The 23,371-nt window shown below is 52.9% G+C and carries 24 protein-coding genes and 2 tRNA genes; 14 read left to right on the top strand and 12 right to left on the bottom strand.

From position 1 onward, the window contains the following. Positions 1-12 precede the first annotated feature (12 nt). A complete protein-coding gene (locus WH298_RS16835) occupies positions 13-243 on the top strand; it encodes a YccJ family protein (protein WP_007887329.1) in 231 nt (76 codons plus the stop codon). A 57-nt stretch (positions 244-300) separates the two neighbouring features. Further along, positions 301-1,674, top strand: a complete 1,374-nt coding sequence (locus WH298_RS16830) for an NAD-dependent succinate-semialdehyde dehydrogenase (RefSeq protein ID WP_049851049.1) — start codon at positions 301-303, stop codon at positions 1,672-1,674. Between the two features lie 56 nt (positions 1,675-1,730). On the opposite strand, the gene agp is transcribed toward WH298_RS16830, so the two are convergent. From agp to WH298_RS16815, 3 genes are all read right to left on the bottom strand, one after another. Beyond that, positions 1,731-3,338, bottom strand: a complete 1,608-nt coding sequence (gene agp / locus WH298_RS16825) for a bifunctional glucose-1-phosphatase/inositol phosphatase (RefSeq protein ID WP_180823383.1) — start codon at positions 3,336-3,338, stop codon at positions 1,731-1,733. 256 nt (positions 3,339-3,594) lie between these two features. Further along, positions 3,595-3,682: transfer RNA gene (locus WH298_RS16820), tRNA-Ser, on the bottom strand. Between the two features lie 35 nt (positions 3,683-3,717). Next, positions 3,718-3,805, bottom strand: a tRNA-Ser gene (locus WH298_RS16815). Between the two features lie 222 nt (positions 3,806-4,027). Between WH298_RS16815 and yccA the strand changes: the two genes are divergently transcribed. Further along, positions 4,028-4,681 carry an FtsH protease modulator YccA gene (gene yccA / locus WH298_RS16810; RefSeq protein ID WP_007887332.1) on the top strand — a complete coding sequence of 218 codons (654 nt, stop codon included), beginning with the start codon at positions 4,028-4,030 and terminating at the stop codon, positions 4,679-4,681. 100 nt (positions 4,682-4,781) lie between these two features. Beyond that, complete coding sequence (gene tusE / locus WH298_RS16805) at positions 4,782-5,108, top strand: sulfurtransferase TusE (protein ID WP_049851047.1); 327 nt, start codon at positions 4,782-4,784, stop codon at positions 5,106-5,108. Here the strand turns inward: tusE and yccX are convergent, their stop codons facing one another. Next, a complete protein-coding gene (gene yccX, locus WH298_RS16800) occupies positions 5,109-5,387 on the bottom strand; it encodes an acylphosphatase (protein ID WP_007887346.1) in 279 nt (92 codons plus the stop codon). It lies immediately after the preceding gene. Positions 5,388-5,472: 85 nt separating this feature from the next. On the opposite strand from yccX, the gene rlmI reads away from it, so the two are divergent. Continuing rightward, positions 5,473-6,663 carry a 23S rRNA (cytosine(1962)-C(5))-methyltransferase RlmI gene (rlmI, locus tag WH298_RS16795; RefSeq protein WP_180823382.1) on the top strand — a complete coding sequence of 397 codons (1,191 nt, stop codon included), beginning with the start codon at positions 5,473-5,475 and terminating at the stop codon, positions 6,661-6,663. 59 nt (positions 6,664-6,722) lie between these two features. Continuing rightward, a complete protein-coding gene (gene hspQ, locus WH298_RS16790) occupies positions 6,723-7,040 on the top strand; it encodes a heat shock protein HspQ (protein WP_007887348.1) in 318 nt (105 codons plus the stop codon). Between the two features lie 30 nt (positions 7,041-7,070). Here the strand turns inward: hspQ and WH298_RS16785 are convergent, their stop codons facing one another. Next, positions 7,071-7,484 carry a CoA-binding protein gene (locus tag WH298_RS16785; protein ID WP_007887349.1) on the bottom strand — a complete coding sequence of 138 codons (414 nt, stop codon included), beginning with the start codon at positions 7,482-7,484 and terminating at the stop codon, positions 7,071-7,073. 177 nt (positions 7,485-7,661) lie between these two features. Between WH298_RS16785 and WH298_RS16780 the strand changes: the two genes are divergently transcribed. Both WH298_RS16780 and WH298_RS16775 read left to right on the top strand, forming a co-directional pair. Further along, entirely contained in the window at positions 7,662-8,288 is a 627-nt protein-coding gene (locus WH298_RS16780) for a YccT family protein (RefSeq protein ID WP_007887350.1), read from the top strand. Positions 8,289-8,356: 68 nt separating this feature from the next. Further along, positions 8,357-8,818, top strand: a complete 462-nt coding sequence (locus tag WH298_RS16775) for a methylglyoxal synthase (RefSeq protein WP_007887351.1) — start codon at positions 8,357-8,359, stop codon at positions 8,816-8,818. A 3-nt stretch (positions 8,819-8,821) separates the two neighbouring features. On the opposite strand, the gene helD is transcribed toward WH298_RS16775, so the two are convergent. Beyond that, positions 8,822-10,876, bottom strand: a complete 2,055-nt coding sequence (gene helD, locus WH298_RS16770; protein ID WP_180823381.1) for a DNA helicase IV — start codon at positions 10,874-10,876, stop codon at positions 8,822-8,824. A 123-nt stretch (positions 10,877-10,999) separates the two neighbouring features. Between helD and WH298_RS16765 the strand changes: the two genes are divergently transcribed. Both WH298_RS16765 and yccS read left to right on the top strand, forming a co-directional pair. Beyond that, positions 11,000-11,443, top strand: coding sequence for a YccF domain-containing protein (locus WH298_RS16765; protein WP_180823380.1), 444 nt, complete (start codon positions 11,000-11,002; stop codon positions 11,441-11,443). 9 nt (positions 11,444-11,452) lie between these two features. Beyond that, entirely contained in the window at positions 11,453-13,591 is a 2,139-nt protein-coding gene (gene yccS, locus WH298_RS16760) for a YccS family putative transporter (protein WP_180823379.1), read from the top strand. Here the strand turns inward: yccS and WH298_RS16755 are convergent. Continuing rightward, positions 13,588-14,217 carry a TfoX/Sxy family DNA transformation protein gene (locus tag WH298_RS16755; RefSeq protein WP_049851044.1) on the bottom strand — a complete coding sequence of 210 codons (630 nt, stop codon included), beginning with the start codon at positions 14,215-14,217 and terminating at the stop codon, positions 13,588-13,590. The genes yccS and WH298_RS16755 overlap by 4 nt on opposite strands. A 222-nt stretch (positions 14,218-14,439) precedes the next feature. On the opposite strand from WH298_RS16755, the gene sulA reads away from it, so the two are divergent. Together sulA and ompA are read left to right on the top strand one after the other, a co-directional pair. Further along, complete coding sequence (sulA, locus tag WH298_RS16750) at positions 14,440-14,931, top strand: SOS-induced cell division inhibitor SulA (RefSeq protein WP_180823378.1); 492 nt, start codon at positions 14,440-14,442, stop codon at positions 14,929-14,931. A 350-nt stretch (positions 14,932-15,281) separates the two neighbouring features. Beyond that, positions 15,282-16,355 carry a porin OmpA gene (ompA, locus tag WH298_RS16745; protein ID WP_180823377.1) on the top strand — a complete coding sequence of 358 codons (1,074 nt, stop codon included), beginning with the start codon at positions 15,282-15,284 and terminating at the stop codon, positions 16,353-16,355. A 72-nt stretch (positions 16,356-16,427) separates the two neighbouring features. Here ompA and matP read toward each other — a convergent pair whose 3' ends face one another. Next, positions 16,428-16,895: a macrodomain Ter protein MatP gene (matP, locus tag WH298_RS16740; protein WP_180823376.1), complete on the bottom strand. Its 468-nt coding sequence runs from the start codon at positions 16,893-16,895 to the stop codon at positions 16,428-16,430. 53 nt (positions 16,896-16,948) lie between these two features. Here matP and WH298_RS16735 point away from each other — a divergent pair, with 53 nt between their 5' ends. Both WH298_RS16735 and fabA read left to right on the top strand, forming a co-directional pair. Beyond that, positions 16,949-18,811, top strand: coding sequence for an AAA family ATPase (locus tag WH298_RS16735; protein ID WP_180823375.1), 1,863 nt, complete (start codon positions 16,949-16,951; stop codon positions 18,809-18,811). 67 nt (positions 18,812-18,878) lie between these two features. Then, positions 18,879-19,397 (top strand): bifunctional 3-hydroxydecanoyl-ACP dehydratase/trans-2-decenoyl-ACP isomerase, encoded by a 519-nt coding sequence (gene fabA / locus WH298_RS16730; protein WP_007887361.1) that lies wholly within the window; start codon positions 18,879-18,881, stop codon positions 19,395-19,397. A gap of 66 nt (positions 19,398-19,463) precedes the next feature. Here the strand turns inward: fabA and rmf are convergent, their stop codons facing one another. The 4 genes from rmf to pqiA all read right to left on the bottom strand — a co-directional run bounded on the left by rmf (position 19,464) and on the right by pqiA (position 23,362). Then, a complete protein-coding gene (gene rmf / locus WH298_RS16725; protein ID WP_007887362.1) occupies positions 19,464-19,631 on the bottom strand; it encodes a ribosome modulation factor in 168 nt (55 codons plus the stop codon). Positions 19,632-19,900: 269 nt separating this feature from the next. After that, entirely contained in the window at positions 19,901-20,467 is a 567-nt protein-coding gene (gene pqiC / locus WH298_RS16720; protein ID WP_180823374.1) for a membrane integrity-associated transporter subunit PqiC, read from the bottom strand. Beyond that, positions 20,464-22,107, bottom strand: a complete 1,644-nt coding sequence (pqiB, locus tag WH298_RS16715; RefSeq protein ID WP_049851040.1) for an intermembrane transport protein PqiB — start codon at positions 22,105-22,107, stop codon at positions 20,464-20,466. The genes pqiC and pqiB overlap by 4 nt, the downstream gene beginning before the upstream one ends. Continuing rightward, positions 22,079-23,362, bottom strand: a complete 1,284-nt coding sequence (gene pqiA, locus WH298_RS16710; RefSeq protein WP_180823373.1) for a membrane integrity-associated transporter subunit PqiA — start codon at positions 23,360-23,362, stop codon at positions 22,079-22,081. Before pqiA ends, pqiB begins: the two co-directional genes overlap by 29 nt. Positions 23,363-23,371: the final 9 nt, after the last annotated feature.

Below are 23,371 nucleotides of genomic sequence, written 5' to 3'. Positions count from 1 at the left end.
CAGGAGACCTTTATGACAACAGAACAGTCGAAAGAGCATCACGTGGGCGAATGGGCTTCACTGCGCCATACATCGCGCGAAATTGCTGAAGCCATTTTTGAGGTAGCCAACTACGACGAACGTCTAGCAGAGCAGATTTGGAGTCAGCAAGGCAGTGATGAAGTGCTGATTCGCGCTTTCAAAAAGACCGACCAGGACGTTCTGACCTGGGACGACAAAACCGTTGAGCGCAAAAACGTTTGAATTGCAGGCGGGCCGTGTCCCGCCTTCGCTATCTTTTAGATTTTCAGGGAGCCTTATATGTCAACCTATCAAAGTATCAATCCGGCCAACAACCAACTGCTCAAAGCGTGGGACGAACACGATGACGCTTATGCGCAACAGGCGCTGAAAACCGCGGATGAGCTTTATCACTCCAGCTGGAGCAAAGGCGATATTCAGCCACGTCTACAGGTGTTGCATCGTTTAGCCGATTTGATCGACCAACGTGCCGAAGAGCTGGCAACTATCGCCAGTAAAGAGATGGGCAAGCTGATTGGGCAAAGCCGTGGTGAAGTGAAAATTTGTTCGCAGATTGCCCGCTATTACGCTGAACATGCTGCCACCTTTTTGCAGCCGCAACCTTATGCCAGCGAAGTGGGCGACGCCTGGCTTGAGTATCATCCGATTGGTGTGATCGTCGCGGTTGAACCGTGGAACTTCCCCTACTACCAGCTGATGCGCGTATTGGCGCCAAACCTGGCGCTTGGCAATCCGGTACTGGCGAAACATGCCAATATCGTGCCGCACTGTGCAGACGTGTTTGAAAAATTGGTGGCAGAAGCTGGCGCGCCAAAAGGTGCGTGGACCAATCTGTTTATCTCCACCGATCAGGTTGCGGATTTGATTGCCGACTCACGGGTGCAGGGCGTGGCGCTGACCGGTTCCGAACGTGCCGGTAGCGCGGTAGCAGAGCAAGCTGGCAAACATCTGAAGAAATCAACGCTGGAATTGGGCGGTAATGATGTATTCGTGGTGCTGGACGATGCCGATATTGATGAAGCGGTTCGCCAGGGCGCTCAGGGCCGCCTCAGCAACTGCGGCCAGGTCTGTACTGCGGCCAAACGCTTTATTCTGCATGAAAAAATCGCCGATACCTTTATGGCGAAATTCAGCGCGGCACTGCAATCGGCCACGCCGGGCGATCCGCTGGATGAGAAAACCACGCTGGGTCCGCTATCTTCTAAAGATGCACGCGATCGTTTAGTGAAGCAGGTTGATGATGCGGTTAAGCACGGCGCACGCCTGGAGTTTGGCGGTCGTGCGATTGAAGGCGTCGGCTGCTATTACCAGCCAACGGTGCTCACCGGTCTGACGCCGGATAACCCGGCTTACTATCAAGAGTTCTTTGGTCCGGTGGCGCAAGTGTATGTGGTGGCCGACGATCGTGCAGCCGTCGCGCTGGCGAATGACTCGAACTATGGCCTTGGCGGTTCAGTCTGGACCAAAGATATTGCACGTGGTCGTAAGATGGCATCGCAAATTGAAACTGGCATGGTATTCATCAATTCGCAGAGCGATACCTCCGCAGAGCTGCCGTTTGGTGGCGTGAAGCGATCCGGTTACGGACGTGAACTGTCGGATTTGGGTATTAAAGAGTTTGCCAACCAAAAACTGGTGGTGGTCGCCGGTTAACGGTAACCAGATACAAAAAACCCCGCCGCGGCGGGGTTTTTCTTTTGGCGTCAATCTTAATTGCTGGTCGCCGGTTTAGCCGGTTCTGCTGGCGTCGCATCCGCTTGCGCTTTCTGCGCGGCTGCCGCATCGGCCTTGGCTTTGTCATCCGCTGCTTTCTGAGCAGTGGTTTTCTCCGCTTTGGCTTTCTCGTCAGCGGCTTTCTGCGCTGCCGCTTTATCCGCTTTCACTTTCTCTTCGGCGGCTTTCGCATCAGACGCTTTCTGCGCTGCGGCTTTATCCGCTGCGACTTTGTCTGCAACCGCTTTGTCTGCAGCGGCCTGATCGGCTTTCTGCTTAGCATCATCGGCAGCAGGTGCTGCAGCGGCTGGCTGTTCTGTCGGAGCCGGTGCAGCTGCAGCTGCAGGCTGCAATGGCGTACCTTGCAGAGCGCCATTCAACGCGCCAGTGAACTGATCCCAGCTGCAGTAGCCGTTGGCATCTGTTTCACAACCCGCCAGCTGCAGCGTGACGCGTTTCGGCGGATTTTTCAGGCTCAGCACATCGGCATCGCGCAGCTGATCGGCGGTTTGATAAACGTACTCAATTTTCAGCAGATCTTTGTTGTTCTTCACATCGTGCCAGCGTTCAAATACTACCTGGCCGCCAATGGGCGTTTTCTCATCATTGCCTGGCAGCTCATAAGGCTTCACCTGCAGCGCACTGAGCAAGGAGGCGATATTGGAGTCATGACCGACCATCAACGTCACTTTCGGCGCGTTGGCTTTATCCTGATCGACTAACTGGCTGCGGATATAATCCACCAGCGGTGCGGCCACTTCGCGCGCCACTTCAGGCGAGGCGAACAACGCATCCTGATAACCATTTTTGATCGACGCCAACTCTTTCCACTGCTCAGGCGTTTTGATCTGGCCCCACGCCACCTGATCGGCCGGGAAACCTTCGTAATATTGCAGCGTGAACGCATCCACCAGCGAGTTGCCAATCTTCAGCGGGCCGCTGACGTTCGGCTCTTTGCCGTTATCTGCGCTGAACGTGTTGTCGCCGCTGCTCAGATCACACTGTTTTTTGCCGTTACAGGCAGGAGCAGATTTGTAATCAACAATTTTTTCCAGATGCTGGAAGGCCGGCTTTAACGCCAGTTTTTCATTGGCAGCGGTCATGGCAGCCAGCGCTTTTTTGTTGAACTCATCGCTGCCGTCGGTAACAACCGGATTAAAGATAGGATCCATGGTACCCATCGCATCCTGATGGGTTACCGCGATATCGCAGCCCGGGAAGGCGCCAGTGATAAAGTACTGCGCGGTAGCGACGGTGCGCTGCAGGCTGTTGGCATAAACGAAGATATTGCTGCTGTCCGGGCAGGTGCCGTTTTGCACCAGCCCCTGCTGTGCCAGCCACTGACGGGTGTAGTTACCCATGTAGACTTCCAGCACGCCACCTTTGGTGGTCAGCTCGCCACCCGCGACATCCCACTGCGGCCAGCTTTTTTTGGTGGATTGCTCCAGCACGCTACCATTATTGGCTAACGGCGCACGCAGGTTATGCCGACTTAACATTAGCACCTGCTGGAGTTGCATATCTCCATCCGCCGCGTACGCGGACATGCCCATCGGGAGCGCAGCGATGACTGACAACGCGCAAAGACTCAGTTTCTTGATCATTGTGCCTATTCCATAATTCATCAGTGAAACACTCTGGCTTTCAAGCGATTAGCACGCCAAAGAGCGGATTACCGCACAGTGTAACCCAGCTTGCATCGGAAAATCGCCAGATGTTTGCAAAAACCGTGAATGGAATATAGCAGTAAACGCGCGTGCCGTCGGGTAACGGCAGCAGATTGAAAAGCAACGCGATGTTTTTCGGAATCTGTGAATGCTGGAAAGCAAAAAGCCCGCATTGCTGCGGGCTTCTTTAATATGGCGGAGGAACAGAGATTCGAACTCTGGGATGGTTTCCCATCGACGGTTTTCAAGACCGTTGCCTTAAGCCACTCGGCCATCCCTCCGGGGATTTTGTGTTGCGTCACTCTGCAAGAGTGAATGGCGGAGGAGGAGAGATTCGAACTCTCGGATGGTTTCCCATCGACGGTTTTCAAGACCGTTGCCTTAAGCCACTCGGCCACCCCTCCGCAATGAGGCGCACTATAAACATCCCCCCGAACGATGTAAAGCCTGCATTGAATCGTTCGGCTGAAAAACAGCCAAATTTTATTTTTTCGGCGTCAAATTCGCCATTCTGCTCAGCGAAACAGCAATTTATCGCGTAAAGATGGGTAAAACGCCTTTTCTGTCTTTCAGACGCTGCGTATCCTCGTGCCATATTTGGTGTTTCTCTCTTTAAGGAGCGCATGATGGAAAGAATTTTTAGCTCGTCGCAGCAATCGTTAGTCAGCACCCACAAGGTGCTGCGCAATACTTATCTGTTACTTGGCTTTACGCTAGCCTTCTCGGCGGTCACCGCCACACTCAGCACCGTGTTTGCCTTGCCTTCGCCGGGCCTGATTCTGATGCTGGTTGGCTTTTATGGTTTGATGTTCCTGACGCATAAACTGGCTAACAGCCCGGCAGGTATTCTGGCTGCCTTCGCCTTTACCGGTTTCCTCGGTTATTGCCTTGGCCCAATCCTCAGCTCGTTCCTGACCGCAGGCATGGGTGATGTGATTGCCATGGCGCTGGGCGGTACCGCGTTGGTGTTCTTTGGTTGCTCGGCATATGTGCTGACCACGCGTCGCGATATGTCATTCCTGAGCGGCATGATGATGGCGGGCTTCGTGGTGTTGCTGGTAGCGGTTGTTGCTAACATCTTCCTGCAACTGCCTGCGCTGCATCTGGCGATCAGCGCTCTGTTTATCCTGTTCTCTGCCGGTGCCATCCTGTGGGAAACCAGCAACATCATTCACGGCGGCGAAACTAACTACATTCGCGCCACCGTAAGCCTGTATGTTTCGCTGTATAACATCTTTGTTAGCCTGCTCAGCCTGCTGGGCTTCGCTAACCGCGATTAAGTTGTTCGCAATAGTCTTTCAAACCCTGCTTCGGCAGGGTTTTTGCTTTTTATGGCCGGGCGAATTTACAATGTGCCGATTAACGTGATGAGGAAGAACTGTGATTTTTGCCGGTAAAGAGATTGCCACCGATGCGGAAGGCTATTTAAAAAATAGCGCGGACTGGAGCGAGCCGCTGGCTGTCGCCATCGCGGAGCAGGAAGCGATCGTAATGAGTGAAGCTCACTGGGAAGTGGTGCACTTTGTCCGGGCGTTTTATCAGGAATTTAATACCTCACCGGCGGTACGCATGCTGGTAAAAGCCATGGCGCAAAAATATGGCGAGGAGAAAGGCAACAGCCGCTACCTATTCCGCCTGTTTCCTGAAGGTCCAGCAAAACAGGCGACTAAAATTGCGGGTTTGCCAAAACCGGCTAAATGCCTGTAATCAGCCTGTGGTAAACCGGGTGGGAAGCTCCGCCGGCTGATGCGGTTCCACCAGCACTTTGTCGACGCGCGCGCTGCGCGGTCCACCCGCTTTTAACCAGCTGATTAATTCATCGACCTGTTGCGCATCACCGGACGCCAGCACTTCAACGCTGCCATCCGCTAAATTGTGCGCATAGCCGTTGATATTCAATGCTCTGGCCTGAGTTTGCGTGTGATAACGGAATCCCACGCCCTGCACCATGCCGTGCACCCAGATTTTGCAGCAAGTGGTTGCCATTACGTTCTCCCATCACTGTGCGTTGCAATTTGCGGCCATCCGCCGGAAAATGGCGCCTCATTTTTTCAGGTAAGCATAGCAAACTATGACCGTTCGATTGATTCTCGCAAAGGGACGTGAAAAATCCCTGCTCCGCCGCCATCCGTGGGTGTTCTCAGGTGCCGTTGCACGTATGGAAGGTAAAGCCCAGTCTGGTGAGACCATTGATGTCTGCGACAGCAATGGCAAATGGCTGGCTCGTGCCGCGTACTCTCCGCAATCACAAATTCGCGCACGCGTCTGGAGCTGGCAGCAGGATGAGTCAATCGACATCACCTTCTTCGTTCGCCGCTTTGAGCAAGCACAGCTATGGCGCGACTGGCTGGCAAAACGCGATGGGTTGGATAGCTATCGTCTGATCGCCGGTGAGTCCGATGGCATGCCGGGCGTCACCATCGATCGCTTCGGTGACTTCCTCGTGCTGCAACTGTTGTCAGCGGGCGCAGAGTATCAGCGTCCAGCCATCGTCTCGGCTTTACAACAGTGCTTCCCTGACTGCGCTATTTACGATCGTTCAGACGTCGCGGTGCGTAAAAAAGAGGGACTGGAACTGGCGCAAGGTCCGGTTTCAGGTGAACTGCCGCCGCCGCTGCTGCCTATCACTGAGCACGGCATGAAGCTGTTGGTGGATATTCAGGGCGGTCATAAAACCGGTTATTACCTTGATCAGCGTGACAGCCGCCTGGCGACACGTCGCTACGCAGAGAACGCCCGCGTACTGAATTGCTTCTCTTATACCGGTGGTTTTGCGGTTTCAGCATTGATGGGCGGCTGCCGTGAAGTGATCAGCGTCGACACCTCGCAGGATGCGCTCGATGTGGCAAAACAAAACGTTGAGCTGAATGGCCTCGATGTGTCGCGCGCGCAGTTTGTACGCGACGATGTATTTAAACTGCTGCGCCGCTATCGCGACAGCGGTGAGAAGTTCGACGTGATCGTGATGGACCCGCCGAAATTCGTCGAGAATAAGAACCAACTGATGGGTGCGTGCCGCGGTTATAAAGATATCAACATGCTGGCGATCCAGCTGTTGAATCCCGGCGGCGTCTTGCTCACCTTCTCTTGTTCCGGCTTGATGCCAACCGATTTGTTCCAGAAAATCATCGCTGACGCCGCCGTTGATGCCGGTCGTGATGTACAATTTATAGAGCAGTTCCGTCAGGCAGCCGACCATCCAGTGATTGCCAGCTATCCTGAAGGGCTTTATCTGAAAGGTTTTGCCTGCCGCGTGCTGTGACTTGAAAACGCTGTCCCTGCCTCCATATTGGTGATAGGGCAGTCTTTTGGGAGGTCACAATGATTACGACTAAATTTGGAATTGGACAGCAGGTCCGACACCGTCTCTCCGGGGTGCTCGGCGTTATTGTGGATGTTGATCCGGAGTTTTCGCTAGATGAGCCAGAGGTGGATGATGTCGCCTCTAGCGAAACATTACGCGCCGCGCCTTGGTATCACGTGGTGATGGAAGATGAAGAAGGCGATCAGGTGCACACTTACGTGGCTGAGGTTCAGCTGGCAGGTGAAACCTCGTTCGAACATCCTGAACAACCTTCCATGGATGAGCTGGCCGCTTCAATTCGGCAGCAGCTGCAGGCACCCAGCCTGCGCCATTAATCAAAACGGCGACTCAGGTCGCCGTTACTTTTAGTGCGTTATTCCCAAGCGCGGAATTTCAATTTTCGGACAACGATCCATGATCACCGTCATACCCGCGTCCTGCGCTAACACTGCAGCCTGCTCATTAATCACACCCAGCTGTAGCCACAAGGTATCCGCACCAATGGCGATCGCTTCCTGCGCCACGCCCCATGCCGCTTCGGCATTGCGAAACACATCTACCATATCCACTTTTCCCGGAACATCTGCCAGCGTGGCATAAGCCGTTTGGCCCAGAAGCTGCTGACCAGCCAGTTTCGGACTGACCGGAATCACCTCGTAGCCCTGATCGAGCAAATATTTCATTACGCCATAGCTTGGTCGGTCGGGGCGATCGCTGGCGCCTACTAATGCGATACGTTTAGTTTTGGTGAGCACATCGCGAATTGTTTGATCATTCATCTTTTTTCTCCTGGTTCATTCGCCTAAGTGTAGTTGGCATTGCACTTTACGCTGCTAATGCTGCGCACCAGAAGTTTGCGCAGCCGCACGAATAAATATGTAAAAATGTAAATTTACTGCCATAATGTAATACTTTGCTACACATATTCGATTACCCCCCTTTTGCCGGGAGTTGCAATGAAGCTGTCCTTTACTGCTACGGGTTTACTCATGTTGCTCGTATCAGCATCCTGTCATGCCATTACGCTTAAGCTCGATCCCGAGATCGAATTGTTGGTGTTAGACGGTCGCAAAATTTCCGGCTCGTTATTGAAAGGCGCTGGAAGTCTTGAGCTGGAACGTGGACAGCATCAGTTTCTCTTCCGTGTAGAAAAACCGGCTGCCGATGCCACGCATTTTCAGTCGGTGCCCATGATTGTCACTTTTAATGCCAACGCCCATTCTGTTGCTATCCGCTTACCTGCCTTAAATAACCGTCGTGAGCGCAACGCTTTTGATAAAACCTTGAACTTTCAACTAATTGATGAGCGAGGCATCGAAATTACTAGCTTGCGCGACCACCTGCCGCGGGCAAGTGATAACGATTTTGAAAAAGCGATGGTGAATTACAATCGCGATGCGCACGCGGCTTCGGTGCCACGCTTTGCCCTCCATTCGCTCAGTGCTAATGAGGCACAGCTGAATCTCGATTACGCCTGGCAAGACGTCAGCGATCTACCCGCTTTGCAAGGCTGGTTCAAGCGTTTTGATGCTGCAACCCGTTTGCGTTTTATTAGCTGGATGAAAACCTTACGCGCAAGTTGATAGTAATGAAACGCCAGGGGTAAACTCCTGCATTAACAAATAATGCATGAGAAGAAACAGGAAGCCCTATGGAGCAGACCGTTCGTACCCTTCAGGTTCAAAAACATATCGCCCTCGTTGCACATGACCACTGTAAAGCCTCGCTGCTGGAGTGGGTGCAAATTAACCAAAGTACCTTGCAAACTCATGTGCTGTACGCCACCGGTACGACCGGTAACCTGATAAATCGTCATACCGGTTTGGATGTTAACGCCATGCTGAGCGGGCCGATGGGTGGCGATCAGCAGGTTGGTGCGTTGATTTCGGAAGGCAAAATTGATGTGTTGATTTTCTTCTGGGATCCGTTGAACGCTGTGCCGCACGATCCGGATGTGAAAGCGTTGCTGCGCCTGGCAACGGTGTGGAACATCCCGGTGGCCAATAATCGCACCACCGCAGATTTTATTATCCAGTCACCGAAGTTTGCCGAGCAGATTGAGATCCAGATTCCAGACTATCAGCGTTACCTCGCCGATCGCCTGAAATCGTAATCATCAGGCCTTGCGGCTTTGCGGTACACCCAGCTCGCGGAAGTGTTCGACAAAAACCGAAGGCCGATCTTTATCGAACATCAGCCACACCTGTTGGCGTGCACGCGTCATTGCTACATACGCCAAACGTCGCTCCTCCGCATCCGGGAAATCTTCCGGCTGCGGCAACAAACCCTGTTCCATGATCGATTCACGCGCTTCTGCTGGGAAGCCGTCGCGTCCCTGATGCAGGCCCAGCACAATGACAAAATCTGCCTGCTGACCTTTACTGGCGTGAATGGTCATGAAATCCAGTTGCAGTTTCGGCCAGCGCGTTTTGGCTTTATCCAGCACAGTGGGACGCAAATGGTGATAGCGCGCCAGCAGTAGCACACGCTCATCTGATTTGGCATAGCCACTTAATTTATCCAATAGCGGCTCCAGCTGCTCGTGCGGCAGCAACGTCACCGATTTCTTATTACCTTTGCTCAGACTATTAAGCGGTTTGCGCAGTTGATGCGGGTTTTGTTGCACAAAACGATTGGCAATCTCACCAATGCGATCGTTAAAGCGATAAGTGGTATCCAGCACACAACGGTCGCCATCGCCAAAATAGTGATGGAACGCGGTGGTCAGACTCATCTCGGCCCCGCTAAAGCGATAGATCGCCTGCCAGTCATCGCCTACTGCGTAGAGGCTGGTACGCTTATTTTGCTGACGCAGTGCCGTCAGCAGTGCGGCGCGCTGCGGTGAGATATCCTGGAATTCATCGACCAGAATATGTTTCCACGGGCTGATAAAACGCCCTTTATCCAGAATGGCAATCGCCTGATGAATCAGCCCGGAAAAATCGACCGCGCCCTCCTCTTTCAGCGCGCTTTTCCACGCTTTTAGCAGCGGTGCCATCAGCTTGACGCGCTTGCTGAAATTGTCGCGCTGCTCTTCCGCCACATCCGCGATCATTGCCGCCTGCGCGCCGCCGTGCATGCGCATTAATCCGAGCCAACGCTCCATACGCGAGGCGATACGCTGCGCCAGTTTGTCATCTTGCCAGAATGGGCCTTCGGGGATTTCCCACTCCAACTCGTCCTGCAACCACTGGCGCCAGCCGCTGGCCTGCGCCTTCTTGCTATTGCACTGCTCACGCCAGGTCTCAATCAGCAACTGTCGACGCGCTTTGCTGTCGCTCTCCAGTTTACTGATCACCGGTTGTTTATTGCTGCCTTCGCGGATGATGTGCAGCGCCAGCGCATGGAAAGTACGCGCCTGAATGGCGCTTTCGCCAAGGCGAGTTTGAATGCGTTCATTCATCTCTTCCGCCGCCTGACGTCCAAACGCCAGCAGCAGAATTTGATCCGGTTGTCCCAGCTTGCGCTTCAGCAGCCAGCCTGCACGTGCCACCAGCACCGAGGTTTTGCCGCTGCCCGCCCCCGCCAGCACCAGCAGCGCATCTTCGCCGTTGACCACCGCTTCACATTGCGATGGATTGAGCGGCGTGGTTTCGATCGTGGAGAAAAATTCCTGATAATCCTTGAGGATCTTGCTGGTCCATGCGCGATTGCGTTGGCGGATGGCCGTTTCACCTTGCTCCAGCCATTGTTGGCAGAACGCCCAACGTTCACGGCAGTTATCGAACTCGGCAATCCGTTCGAGAGGTAATGGTAAGGCGGAGAACTGACGGCTAATGCTCTCTTTCACCGCGCTGAGCTCACTGCGTTTTAGCCAGCGGTCCTGCTCCGTAAAGGCGAGGATTTCCTGTTCCAACGCCACCAGCACCTCAGCGCTTACCTCGCTCATCTCCTGGCTCCACTGCTGCCAGGCATGTTGTAAGTAGTGGAAAAAACGCTGAGTTTCCTGCCATTCAGTTCCATGCAGGCGCACGACTTTTTCTTCTGGCAGCAAAAATTCCAGCTCGCCCCACACCATGCCGCGTTTGCAGGCAATGTTGAGCAGCTGATTGAACGGGATGAGATATTCATGGCGATCGCCGCTGACTTCTACGCCAGCCGCCAACAGGCGAACCCGGTTATAGGGATGCTGTGCCAGACGTTTACCCATTGATGTTGCTTTCAGTTCCATGTCCGCACCGTCATGAGGAATTCGATTATCGCGCAGTTTACCTGTCAGACTCTTGGCGCTCCAGCCTTAAAACAGGCTAAACTTGGCGCCACATATTGCGGATTGCAAAAGGAAAATCGCGTTATGCGTACCGTTTTAAATATTCTGAATTTCATTCTCGGTGGTTTTTTCACCACGCTGAGCTGGCTGTTTGCCACATTAGTCAGCATTGTGCTGATTTTTACGCTGCCGCTGACGCGCTCCTGCTGGGAAATCACCAAATTATCGCTGCTGCCGTTCGGCAATGAAGCGGTACATGTTGATGTGCTGCGTCCAGACAACAAAAGCCACGTGATGAATACCGGCGGCACTTTCCTGAATATCTTTTGGCTGCTGCTGTTTGGCTGGTGGCTGTGTCTGGCCCACATCTCAGCAGGTATTGTGCAATGTCTGACCATCATCGGCATTCCGGTTGGCATCGCTAACTTCAAAATCGCTGCCATTGCGCTGTGGCCAGTAGGCCGTCGCGTGGTATCCGTTGAAGAAGCTCAGGCCGCGCGTGAAGCCAATGCGCGTCGCCGTTACTGAGGCCGTTCAATGATGCATGACGCTTTGCCAGGCTGGCGACGTTATCTGTTTAACAGCAGCTTGCGCTATTTGCTGCGCATCTTCTTTGCTTTGACAGGATGCGCGGCAGTGCCGTGGTGGCTACACCAAATCGAGTGGACGATCCCGCTGACCCTTGGCGTGGTTGCTGCGGCGCTGGCCGACCTCGACGATCGCTGGGTTGGGCGCGTACGCAATCTTGTCATCACATTAGTGTGTTTCTGCATCGCCTCCGTTTCGGTGGAGTTGCTGTTTCCGCATCCCTGGGCGTTCGGTTTGGGTTTAGCACTCTCCAGCTGGGGCTTCATTTTGCTCGGTGCGCTGGGGCAGCGTTATGCCACCATCGCCTTCGGCGCTCTGTTAATTGCGGTTTACACCATGTTGGGAATTGGCTTATTCCCGCAATGGTGGATGCAACCGTCGCTGCTATTGATTGGGGCCCTTTGGTACAACCTGTTAACCTTCATCGGCCATTTAATGTTCCCAGTACGTCCGGTACAGGAACAACTGGCGGGTAGCTTTTCACAGCTGGCGCGTTATCTGGAAGCTAAAGCTAACCTGTTCGATCCCGATGGCGGTGAGCATGATGATGCCACTTTAGTCGCCACCGCGATGGTCAATAGCCAATTGGTGGCACAGCTTAACCTCACCAAAAGCACCATTCAGAGTCGGCTACGCGGCGACCGTGGTTCACGCAGCACCCGCCGCAGCCTGCACTACTATTTTGTCGCGCAGGATATTCATGAACGTGCCAGCTCCTCGCATCTGCAATACCATCTGCTGCGCGATAACTGGCGTTACAATGAAGTGCTATTCCGTTTCCAGCGTTTAATGAATATGCAGGCGCGGGCCTGTCGTCAACTGGCAGAAACCATTCTGCTGCGTCAGCCATGGCATCACGACAGCCATTTTGAACGCACCTTCGAACGACTGGAAACCGCGCTGCAACGGCTGCAGCAAAATGAGCCACAGGATCCGCACATCCACGCGCTGTTTTGGCTGCTGCGTAATCTGCGGGCTATTGATGCGCAACTGGCATCCATTGAGTCGGAGCAGATGCTGGCGGAGCCTTCACCGCAAAGTGATAACCATCTTTCACGTGAAGGACTCAGCGGCTGGGCCGATATCCGCTTGCGACTAAGTCGTCATCTCAGTCCGCATTCCGCGCTGTTTCGCCATGCGGTGCGCATGTCACTGGTGCTTTGTGTCGGCTATGCCTTTATTCAAATCACCGGTGTTGATCGCGGCTACTGGATATTGCTCACCAGCCTGTTTGTCTGCCAACCTAACTACAACGCGACCCGACGGCGCCTGGCATTGCGTATCGGCGGTACACTCGCCGGTATCGCTATTGGCTTACCGGTGCTATGGCTGGTGCCGTCCATCGAAGGCCAACTGGTGCTGATTGTGTTGAGCGGCGTGTTGTTCTTCGCCTTTCGCCAGATTCAGTATGCTCAAGCTACCTTGTTTATCACCCTGCTGGTATTGCTGTGCTTTAACCTACTGGGTGAAGGGTTTGAAGTAGCGTTACCGCGCGTAGTCGATACCTTGCTAGGCTGCGGACTGGCATGGCTGGCTGTTGCGTTTGTCTGGCCAGATTGGCGCTTTCGTAAAATTACCGCCGTGGCCGATCGGACACTTGACGCCAATTGCCGCTATCTGGATGCGATCATGCTGCAATACCATCAAGGTAAAGATAATCGCCTCGATTATCGTGTGGCGCGTCGCGATGCGCACAATGCCGATGCTGAGCTCGCCTCCGTGGTGTCCAACATTAGTGGTGAGCTCAAGCTTCAACAACCACTACGTGAAAATGCGTTTCGGCTGTTATGCCTGAATCACTCCTTCCTCAGCTATATCTCTGCGCTAGGAGCGCATCGCGAGCGTCTGGCGGATAATAAGCTGCTTACTTTGCTAGATGATGCGGTCTGCTTCATTGAAGATGTGCTGCAGATCGAACGTGTCACAGATGCTCAAGCCACAGATATGCAGCACAAATTAATGATGCGCCTGAGCGAGATGAAAACCAGCCCAGATACACGCGCACCCCTTGTCATTCAACAATTGGGATTGTTGGTCGCATTAATGCCTGAGATTGCCCGGCTGCGCCGTACCCTTGTTAATCACTAACGCTGTAAATGCTCCGCCGCCGCATGCTGGCGGAGCGTTTTTAAATACCAGGCGTAGAGTTCCTCTCTAATTTCACTGGGCAGTGCTGCTTCGTGATGTCCTGATATCGCGCCTTCCAGCGCCAGCAGCGTTTTCAACCCAATATGCTTATTCAACGCTCGCAGTTTCAGCCAGCTTTGCCGCGATCCCGTTTCACAAAGTAGCCGCACTGAGCAGATCCCCACCTTATGCAGCATGAGCTCCAGTCGCAGGCTAAGATTGGGCAGATCTTTCAACCGCAGCGAGACAAGTCTTGTCGCGGCTTCATCCTGAGCAGCCCGAAGAGAGCTGGCCGATAACTGCAGTAATCGCTCAGAGTCTTGCCACAATTGCTTATCAACTTTGAAGTAGCTTAAGGTCACCGGCATGCCACGTTTTCGGTATACCAGGGGTTCGAGTGAACGCTGTGCGTTGTAGACGTGAAGCGCCTCGCTGGCTCGTAAATAGAGCGCATCCTCATTGATGTAGGCAAAGATCACCTTCTCAACAGTCAATGCATAACCACCGAACTGGGTTCGTGATTCGATTTTTCCTAATGCAGCTAACTGCGCTTTTGATTGTTCAACTACCGGGTTATTTCTTTTCATAACTCTCCCTTAATTTCATTCCATGGACGGGAAATTTCCTATAAAAGCTCTTTGATTCATCTGCTTAGAAGATATGAAAAACGATTTAGCTGTTCAATGAATAAAAGCGTGTGAAAGGAATCTTGTGCAGAAATTGCGAGGCGTTTTCAGAAATTGAGGTTGATCTTTATCCAGGAAGCCATTACTGTATATTCATACAGTTCATTACTGAGTGATTAAATTATGCGTACTCATTTCTTTGGCCCTGCTGATCGTTCTCATCGTTACGCTTCATCAAGTTTAGCGAAGCCTTCGCTGGGTGGAATCACTGAACTGCGTTCCAGCGAACAGCCTGGAATGATGCAACTTATGCTGCTGCCGGTGTTAAAACAGCTGAGCGAACAATCACGCTGGCAGTTATGGCTAACGCCAGCTCATAAACTGAACCGTAGCTGGATGCAGCAGTCGGGATTGCCGTTAGAAAAGAGTATGCACATCACTGAATCTGAGCGCTTTAATACGGTAGAAAGTATGGTGAAAGCATTGCGCACGGGTAATTATAGCGTGGTTCTAGCCTGGATTCCGTACGAATTGAGTGATGAAGAGCGCCTGGAATTGGAACAAGCAGCGGCCGAAGGTGAAGCGCTTGGTCTGATTTTGCGTCCTCAGGGACACCAATATGCCCTCTCCAGACAACCCAAAGCCGCAAAAATTCCGTCAGATTTGTTTCATTAAGTAAATTCCAGGAATTTTCTCAGCATTTTTTTTGCATAAGTTGCCGCTAAGCCACTGATTCTTTTCCCGCCAGCTATGACAATGGTTTAGCCGCTTTTTTCTTTTCTGATGGCGAAGATTTTGCCATGCGATTTGTTAAAATGTGTGTATAAATCCCTGTTTTTTTGCTGCACGGCGTCACATCATACTTGTAAGTTTCCAATCTCGTTGTAGACTTTAGCTCGCCAGGGTGCTCAATAACCTCCGTTTTTTCGGTAGAGTCAAAAGCGAGCGTTTAGACCCGGCGAAGGATTAACACAAAGAGCAACCTTTTTGCTCATTGCCTATTTGGATGATAACGAGGCGCAAAAATGAAAAAGACAGCTATCGCAATTGCAGTGGCACTGGCTGGCTTCGCTACCGTAGCGCAGGCCGCACCTAAAGATAACACCTGGTATACCGGTGCTAAACTGGGCTGGTCTCAGTATCACGATACTGGTTACTACGGTAACAATTACGTGAACAACGACGGTCCAACTCACGAATCTCAGCTGGGTGCTGGTGCGTTCATGGGTTATCAGGCTAACCCGTACCTGGGCTTCGAGCTGGGTTATGACTGGTTAGGCCGTATGCCTAACAAAGGCGACGTAGTAAACGGCGCATTCAAAGCACAAGGCGTTCAGCTGGCCGCTAAACTGAGCTACCCAATTGCTGACGACCTCGACGTCTACACCCGTCTGGGTGGTATGGTATGGCGTGCTGATTCTACTCAGTTCGACAGCCGTACTGGCAACCGTATCAGCGACCACGACACCGGCGTTTCTCCGCTGGCTGCTGTTGGTGTTGAATACGCACTGACCAAAAACTGGGCGACTCGCCTGGACTATCAGTGGGTTAACAACATCGGTGACGCAGGTACCGTTGGTGCACGTCCAGACAACAGCATGCTGAGCGTAGGCGTTTCTTACCGCTTCGGTCAGGATGAAGATGCAGCACCAGTTGTAGCTCCGGCTCCAGCTCCAGCTCCAGTTGTTGAAACCAAGCGTTTCACCCTGAAGTCTGACGTTCTGTTCACCTTCAACAAGGCAACTCTGAAGCCAGAAGGTCAGCAGGCTCTGGATCAGCTGTACAGCCAGCTGAGCTCAATGGATCCGAAAGACGGTTCTGTTGTAGTACTGGGCTTCACCGATCGCATCGGTTCAGAGCAGTACAACCAGAAACTGTCTGAGAAACGCGCTCAGTCTGTTGTCGATTACCTCGTATCTAAAGGTATCCCGTCCAACAAGATCTCTGCACGCGGTATGGGCAAATCTAACCCAGTTACTGGCAACACCTGTGACAGCGTGAAAGGCCGTAATGCCCTGATCGACTGCCTGGCGCCAGACCGTCGCGTTGAAATCGACGTGAAAGGTATCAAAGACGTTGTAACTCAGCCACAGGCTTAAGTTATCACGCAATAAAAAACCCCGCTTCGGCGGGGTTTTTTTATGGCTGAAAATCAGTGGCAGCGAGAAGTTTTACTCGCCGTCCGAGCTGCCTTTTCCCAGAATTGCCTGCAGATCTTGCTTCAAAGTGGACATCTGGCTGGCGTACTTCTCTTTACGTTCTGCATCTTCAATTAACTGCACAATGGTTTCTGACAACGTACTGCTGCGACGCTGTGCTAATCCCGCCAGACGTTGCCAAACCAAATATTCCAGATCGATCGATTTCTTGCGCGTGTGCTGATGCTCAGCATTAAAGTGTCGTTTACGGCGGGCACGTATCGTCTGCTTTAGGCGATTCTCAAGATCGGGATGAATATGCTGCGCGATCCACTCGTTAACATCAACCGGACTATTCTCCATCGACAATAGCGCATCCACCGCAGCGTGCGCCGCACTGAGCTCAAGATGACGAGTGATCTGTTCACCCTCCCGATGCTTTTTCACCAGGTATTTCCACTTCCATCCACTTTCAAGATTTTCGAGTTGCTGGTATTTCATCGGAATCTCATCGTGATCACGTAACAAACTAAGAATAACAGCTTTTTTCCTGGATGCAGCAAGGAAAAACATGTTGCTGGTGTCACAATTCGGGCCAGAACTCCGCCGTGATTAACCGGGTCGAATCCTGTATAATCGCGCTTTTCCTAAAACAGACTAATGCGAATATTTTGACCAGCACTCAAATTACGTGGCAAGCCCTGCAGCCGGATAGCGACCGCTACCAATCCATTTTCTCAAATGTCTCACTGGAAGATTGCGATAGCCTTGCCGCGGTTCAGCCGCGTCTGCTGAATGCGCTGGCGCATTTACATCACCAAACGTTAGGTTTTCCCCTGCTGTTACTGCGCAGTCAGGAAAACAGCGATTACCTTGCCTGCATCGCCGAGGCTGCGCAACGCTTCCAGCCAGACGAGATTTCGCTATACGGCGGTGACTACCATGTAATGGGCGATACCGTAAGTTTGCTGCCACCGAGCGATAGCAATCGCCCGTTCACCAGCCAGGGCGGTGTACATTTTGCCGACTGGATTGAGTATGAACAACTTTTTGGTTGTGTCCGCCAATATAAAGATCGCGTGCAACCTGAACCTGGTTTGCTGCATCGCGCCAATGGCGGCACGCTGATCCTCGCTGTGAACACCCTTCTGGCACAACCGCTGCTTTGGTTGCGCCTGCGCAAGTGTATCGAACAAGGTCGCTTCGACTGGTATTCGCAGGATGAACGTCAACCGCTACCGGTGGCTATTCCACCGCTTCCGCTGCAGTTGCGCCTGGTGTTATGCGGCGATCGTGATGCACTGGCCGCCTTCCAGGAACTGGATGTTGAAGTCCACGAGATGGCACTGTATAGCGAATTCGAAGAGAGTCTGCAGGTGCTGGACGAAGATGACATGACGTCATGGTGCCAGTGGACGCTGACTCAAGCCGAGCAGGCTGGTTTAGCACAGCCAGAAGCGGATTTCTGGCCAGTACTGATTACGGAAGCGGCGCGTATGACGGGCGATCAGGACACCTTGCCACTGTGCCCTCGCTGGCTGCGCCGCCAGTTGCAGGAAACCGCCCTGCATGGCGATAGCCTGAATGGTGAAGCGTTAAAAGAAGCGCTGGAAGCGCGCCAGTGGCGTGAAGGTTTCCTTGCCGACCGCATGCGTGATGAAATCCTGCTCAATCAGATCATGATTGAAACGGAAGGCGAAGTGGTTGGGCAAATCAATGGCCTCTCCGTGGTTGAGTTTCCGGGCCATCCACGTCCGTGGGGCGAACCGTCGCGTATTACCTGTGTGGTCCATCCAGGCGATGGCGAGTTCACTGACGTGGAGCGTAAAGCCGAACTGGGTGGCAATATTCATGCGAAAGGCATGATGATTATGCAGGCCTACCTGATTGCTGAACTGGAACTGGAGCAGCAGCTGCCCTTCTCCGCCTCGCTGGTGTTTGAGCAATCCTATTCAGAAGTGGATGGCGACAGCGCCTCGCTGGCTGAACTGTGCGCGCTAATCAGTGCGTTGGCTAACCAGCCGGTTAACCAACAGATTGCGGTAACCGGTTCAGTCGATCAGTTTGGTAACGTGCAGCCGGTCGGTGGCCTGAATGAAAAAATTGAAGGTTTCTTCCACATCTGTAATTCCCGTGAGTTGACCGGCAAGCAAGGTGTGATTTTCCCTGCCAGTAATGCGCGCCATCTCAGTCTGAATCAGGAAGTGGTGGAAGCGGTGAAGGCCGGACAATTCCATCTCTGGGCCATTGAGAGTGTAGATGAAGCGCTGCCGCTACTGACCGGGATTGCCTGGCAAAGTGAAAGCGGCGAATCACTGCTTAGCACCATTCAGGAACGTATTACGCAGTTGAATCAGCAGGAAGCACGCCTGCGTCCGTGGCCACTGCGTTGGCTCAACTGGTTCAACCACAGCTGATAACATTGCTCAGCGTACAACTGTTCGCTAATATTCGGGCTTCACTAAAAGAAGGCATATTGAGAACATGGTAGATAAACGCGAATCCTATAGTAAAGAAGACCTGGTTGCCTCGGGTCGCGGCGAACTGTTTGGCGAAAATGGACCGCCGCTTCCATCCAACAACATGTTGATGATGGACCGCGTGGTCAAGATGACCGAAGACGGCGGTAAATTCGACAAAGGTTTCGTAGAAGCCGAACTGGATATCCGCCCTGACCTGTGGTTCTTTGACTGCCACTTCATTGGCGACCCGGTAATGCCTGGCTGCCTCGGCCTCGATGCCATGTGGCAACTGGTTGGTTTCTACCTCGGCTGGCTAGGTGCTGAAGGCAAAGGACGTGCATTGGGCGTGGGCGAAGTGAAGTTCACTGGACAAGTTCTGCCGACCGCTAAAAAAGTGACCTACAAAATTCACTTCAAGCGTGTCATTAACCGCAAGCTAGTAATGGGCGTGGCAGATGGTGAAGTGTTCGTCGACGGCAACCTGATTTACTCCGCGACTGATTTGAAAGTGGGTCTGTTCAAAGACACGTCAGCTTTCTAATCCTTCCAAACGAAAACCTCCGCACGCAGCGGAGGTTTCTTCCTTAATGATAGACATCCGGCAATGCTAGGCCACCGCCGACCTGTCCTCCATGGCTTGACGCCAACCTCCCAACCAGTAAGACCGCGCATCGATCATTTGATAAGGGCATATCTCTTTCGAGCGGCCCGTAATACCGGCTTGATAGCCTCGTGAATGTGCTCGTTCCAGGCGGTCTCTCTTCTGTCTCTTCATGCCTCGTTTCCCTCATTTCAGGTCTGGTGGAATCTGGGTGGAAAGAAAGAGTGGCTATATAATGTTCAACCACAGTAATGTTCTAACCCGACGCAGAAGAAAGGTCAATGCGCAAAATTCACGCCAATGTCATGAATTTGACGTCAATTCGACATCTGGAATTGTCAGTTGATTGTATATCTGGCTGATTAGCCAATAAAAAAAGCCCCTGATTTGACTGCGATCACACTACAGCAAATCAAGGACTTAGCATAAGCTTCGAACAAATCTTAATTTAGCGAAACGACACTATTCGCAATTTGTTGCGCTGCTTGCTGCCAACCGAGAGCCAAAGTGCGCACCAACGCATCATAGCCATCTTCAGTTTGCGGCAGTGTCAGATTAAAGCCATGTTTGATTAGGCGCCCTTGATGCTGCAACAACCACTCGCCACTCACCACCACTTGTCCATCATAACGTCCCTGGAAACCAGTAACGTTGACTGAAAGCGTGTCGTGAGTTTCGCCAAGCGGCGAACCGGCGACCAGTCGGCCGGGCAGCGCTTTGCTGAGATTACTGATCAGCGTTTGCTGCAGCTGTTGGTCGAGCGGACTGGCCCAGAGGTTATTGGTAGCAATCACGTATTTCACATCGCTGGTCTGATAAACCAAACCGTTACCCGCCATATAATCCGGCACCGTTACCTGCTCGACCCAAATCATGGGTTGGCCAGTTCCTCCAGCACTCTCAACGCGCGCCACATTGCTGCCCGCAGGCAGCTGATAATAGGTGTTTTCAATGGTGCTGCTGCACCCTGTTAACAGCAGCAACGCACCGATAATAAGCCCTTTTTTCACTGTTTCGCCCTCTTTGGCTGTGGATCCTGGCCCGGTTTGGCTTCAAACACCAGCGCATTACTTTTGCTATTCAGCGTTTTCAGCACCGGCTGCAATTCACGTAGCACCTGATCCAGCCGCTGCATATCGCCCACCAGCTTGCTGTAAGCCGGCGATCCCGGTTGAAGCCCTTTCATGCTGCGATTCAGTTCGCGCAGGGTTTGCTGCATGTCTGAAGGCAAGGTTTTCATTGCTGGATTCGCCGTGACTTGATTGAGGTTATCCAATGTTTTCTGCAGTTGCTGCAGGGTACGCTGGCTCTCTTTCAAGGTTCCGGTCGCTTCATTCAGCACAGGATTGAGTGGCAGGCCGTTGATCTTATCCAGTGCCGCCATCAGTTTCTGCTGAATCTGCGCCAGGCCACCGCTGACGGTTGGAATCACTTCCAATCCGGCAACTTCGTTCGGACCTTTATAAGCCGGCGCGTTATCGTAGAAATCGAGATCGATAAACAGCGCGCCCGACAACAGGCTACCAGTCTTCAGCGTGGCACGCAGACCGCGTTTTTTACCTTCCTGCAGATGCTGCTCAAGATTGAAATCTCCACCCAGACGATTAACAAAGCGGTCGGGTTCAATGCGAATTAACACCGGCACGCGATAGTCGTTATTAAGCGCCTGATTGACGCCAGGAATCATATACGGAACTTGCGAGACGGTACCCAGACGAATGCCGCGGAACTCAACCGGCGCGCCAACTTGCAGGCCACGAATCGAATCGGTGAAGAACAGCAGGAAATCGGTGTGATTGGTATACAGCGAATCCTGGATGCTGCGTTGATCGTCGAACAGATGATATTCCGCTTTGTTCTCCGCAGCTCGACCCAGTTCAGCGCCGTCCGGCACATCGAAGCTGACGCCTCCGCTAAACAGCGTGGTGAGCGATCCCATTTCCACCCGCATACCGGAAGCCGACATATCCACGGCAATACCGCTGTCTTTCCAAAAACGTACGTTAGTGGTAATTAGGCGATCGTAAGGCGCGGCGACAAACAGTTGATAGGTCATCATGCGTTTATCGGTATCAAAGTTGCTGGCTTCTACCGTACCGACGCGATAACCGCGGAACAGCACCGGATCGCCCGCATTAAGCTGACCGGCTTTTTTACTGTCGAGCGTGACGCGAATACCTTTTGCATCAGGGGGTGCCAGCGGCGGAGCATCCAGCAGTTGGTAACGCTCTGGTTTAACGCCTTTAGAGCCTGGCTGCAGCTCAATGTAGGCGCCCGAAAGTAGCGTACCAAGACCGGTAACGCCCTCGCGTCCAATCTGCGGTTTTACCACCCAGAAAGCGCTGTCTCCCTGCAACAACTTCTCCATGCCGGAGTTCAGGCGTGCCGTAATTTCGACATGGTGAAGATCATCGGTAAGCACCGCACTCTCCACCACCCCAACGTCTACGCTGCGGCTTTTGATGGTCGTTTTACCGGCTTCAATGCCTTCGGCATTTTCAGTAATCAGCGTCACTTCCGGGCCTTGATGGCTAAAGTGATAAAAAAGAATCCATCCGCCGATTAACAGCGTAACGATGGGTACAATCCACACCGGTGACCAGCGTTTAATCTGGTCGACCTTAGCAGTCTCGTGATGGTTGTCCGTCAAGACGCGGCTCCTTACGTTCAGTTTCCCGTTGTCGATCCCACAGCAGGCGCGGATCAAAGGTCATTGCTGCAAACATGGTAAGAATCACCACCATGGCAAACAGTAACGCGCCCGGCGCAGGATACACACTCATCAACCTTCCCATCCGCACCAATGCGGAGAGAACGGCGATTACAAACACATCAATCATTGACCAGCGGCCAACGAATTCAACCACCTCATAAACCACGTGCATCTTTTCATCATCGCGCCCACCGCGTCCGCTGCCGTGCCAGCACAGCCAGGCAATCGCCAGCATTTTCAGCGATGGCACCATAATACTGGCGATGAAAATCACCAAAGCCACCGGCCATGATCCGTCGCTCCACAGCAAAATCACCCCGGCCATAATGTTCGAAGGATATTGCGAACCGAGCGTTTCGGTCACCATGATCGGCATGATATTGGAGGGAATGTAGAGCATCACCGAGGTGATCAACAGCGCCAGCGTCCATTGCAAACTGTGCTTGCGGCGTGCATGCGCTTTTACCCCACAACGTGGGCAAGCAAGTTGGGCAGCCGGCAGAATGGCAGTACAGCAAGGACAGCTGCGCAAACCTTGCTTAAGGCCGCTGATTCCAGCCTGCGGAACCTTAGGCAACGGCGGCATCGGATCAATGCGCTGCCATACCCAGCGACGATCGACACACTGAAACGCGCGCAAATGCAGCACGCAAAACAGACACCACGGCCAGAAACTGCTGCCGAGACCAATCTCACCGTAAGCCATCAACTTCACGAAACTGACCAGCACGCCCGCCATAAAGATTTCGGCCATGCCCCAACTACGCAGCTGAAATAGAATGCGCGCTAAACCCAACCGCAGGTTATGCGGCATGCGGACATTGTTGACCAGCAGGATAATGGTGATCATGCAGAAGGCGGGGATGCCTTGCACAAACAGCAGAAACAGGGTCGCGAGGCTACGATAGTCTTCGCGATCCATCACTTGCGGGATTTCGAGCAGCGATATCTGGCTGCTCAAACCCGCGACGTGCATATTGATGAAAGGAAACAGATTGGCCAGCACCAGCATAAATAACGCCGAAATGGCGTAGCCGGTCGGACGTCGACGCGGCTCCTGCCAGTTGGCCAGCAGCGTGGTGTGACAACGCGGGCAACGCGCACGGCTGCCGACCGGGACAGCGGGCAGCTTTACTGTTAAATCACACTGTGGACAAAGACTCCACTTATGCGCCTGATCCGCTGCACACATGCTGACTCC

It is taken from the genome of Pantoea nemavictus (assembly GCF_037479095.1).
GTDB classification, from domain to species: Bacteria; Pseudomonadota; Gammaproteobacteria; order Enterobacterales; family Enterobacteriaceae; genus Pantoea; species Pantoea nemavictus.
This window is presented reverse-complemented; position numbering and strand designations above follow the sequence as displayed.